Source organism: Pararoseomonas baculiformis, assembly GCF_017813395.1.
Classification (GTDB): Bacteria; Pseudomonadota; Alphaproteobacteria; order Acetobacterales; family Acetobacteraceae; genus Roseomonas; species Roseomonas baculiformis.
In genome coordinates this window covers 1-1,410 of record NZ_JAGIZB010000097.1, presented here as the reverse complement: position 1 = coordinate 1,410, position 1,410 = coordinate 1, and the positions used below count along the sequence as shown (strand labels likewise).

The window sequence follows — 1,410 nt, the reverse complement described above, 5'->3', positions numbered from 1 at the left end:
GCTCCCGCGGATCCACCGACAACGCCTTCGACATGCCCAGGGCCTCCCTCACCAGGAGCACTGAATCACCTCGCCACCGCCTCGTGGATCACAAGCAATTCAGTCAGGCCGGAAACCGCTCTAACTCAGACCGGCGCAGCGCCGCGGCGAAGCCCACCAGCAGCAATGCACGGTCGCGGAGGGCGCGCAGGCCGTGGCGCTTCGCTAAGACGCCCACGGCATCGCGAATCACGTCGGCCACGGCGGCATCCTTCTTCGTCGGTGCCGTGCCGTGGGTGCGCCGGATGCCCTTCATCGTCTCACGGATGGCGGGGTGGCCAGCATCAAGGCGATGGCCGGCGAGGCGGTGGGCCTGTCCAATCGCCACCAAGCGCATGGAGAGGCTGGCCGCCTTGTGGGTGGTGGCCCGGGCCGCGAGGAAGCTGCCCACCGTCTCAGGCGATGCGGGCAGCGGCTCCACGCCAGCGGCGGCGCACCAGGCGGTGAAGTCGGCCCAGGCCGCGCGATACGCCCGGCGGGTGTTGGTGGCTGAGGCCTCCCGCGCATAGGCTAGGGCTTCCGCGGAAAACCGTTGGCTTCCACAGATAGAGTTGATCCCATCTGTAATAATTTTTGGCATCAAAGTACAACTATTGCCAACTACAAGATACGGGGTTACCAGATCGTGTAATGCTGTGATCATCCATGCAGAAGTGGACTACAGCCTTCGCTTCGCTCCAGGCACCAGCTCTTCTGCAATCTTCCATTGTAAAGGTGTCTGGAACCACAATCATGTAAGAAAAGTTTTCTCCTCCACTAATTCCACAAACTTTTCGTGGTCTTCTATTGGCGGCTTCAGATTGTTGCTGAAGATTCTTGCTGGCGCCTTGTATTTTGGCAATTTGACTCTGTGTTGTTGTGCTTTCTGCATTTTGTATTTCGGAGATGATTACCCGCTTTAGTTGATTGAGTTCAATGGATTTGCTGGCAATCTCATCATTTATTTGCATAAATTTATTGTGCGCTTTGTAGAGCATCTGAGCACCCCAGGCGCCCGAAAGCCCAAATATCACCGCAACTCCAAGACCTACTTTGAAGTAGGTTTCAAGACGCAGTAGTCGCCCTTCCGCGTCGGCAAGTCTGCGAACGTGCTTATAGTAGGCAGGTCTGCGAACGTGCTTATAAAAGCGGGTACCGCTCTCAGCGCCTGTATCCTCTGACATCTTTCCCTCAGACTGGTCGTGACGACGCTACACGCTGCAAAGCCTTGAGCAACACCCTGGTGTCCGATAACCCTCGATTATCGTGCCTAAGCTCGACTTTGGCCATTTGAGCTGAGGAGAGGCGGCGGAGCGGGCTGACCGGCTAGGGTGGATGCGTCCCCGCCAAGAGACGCCGCCATGCTCTGCCTGCCGACCCGCTTCGCCGCGG

2 protein-coding genes are annotated in these 1,410 nt (G+C 58.0%); both read right to left on the bottom strand.

Translation table 11 applies throughout. The features are described from left to right. Positions 1 to 103: 103 nt before the first annotated feature. On the bottom strand, positions 104 to 430 hold the full coding sequence (locus J8J14_RS24725) for a hypothetical protein (RefSeq protein WP_209382198.1): 327 nt from the start codon (positions 428 to 430) through the stop codon (positions 104 to 106). 199 nt (positions 431 to 629) lie between these two features. Next, positions 630 to 1,202 (bottom strand): hypothetical protein, encoded by a 573-nt coding sequence (locus J8J14_RS24720; protein WP_209382197.1) that lies wholly within the window; start codon positions 1,200 to 1,202, stop codon positions 630 to 632. Positions 1,203 to 1,410 lie beyond the last annotated feature (208 nt).

Bases quoted from the DNA above. Each gene is read 5' to 3' on its own strand.
- J8J14_RS24720 (WP_209382197.1), bottom strand. From the start codon at position 1,202: ATGTCAGAGGATACAGGCGCTGAGAGCGGTACCCGCTTTTATAAGCAC.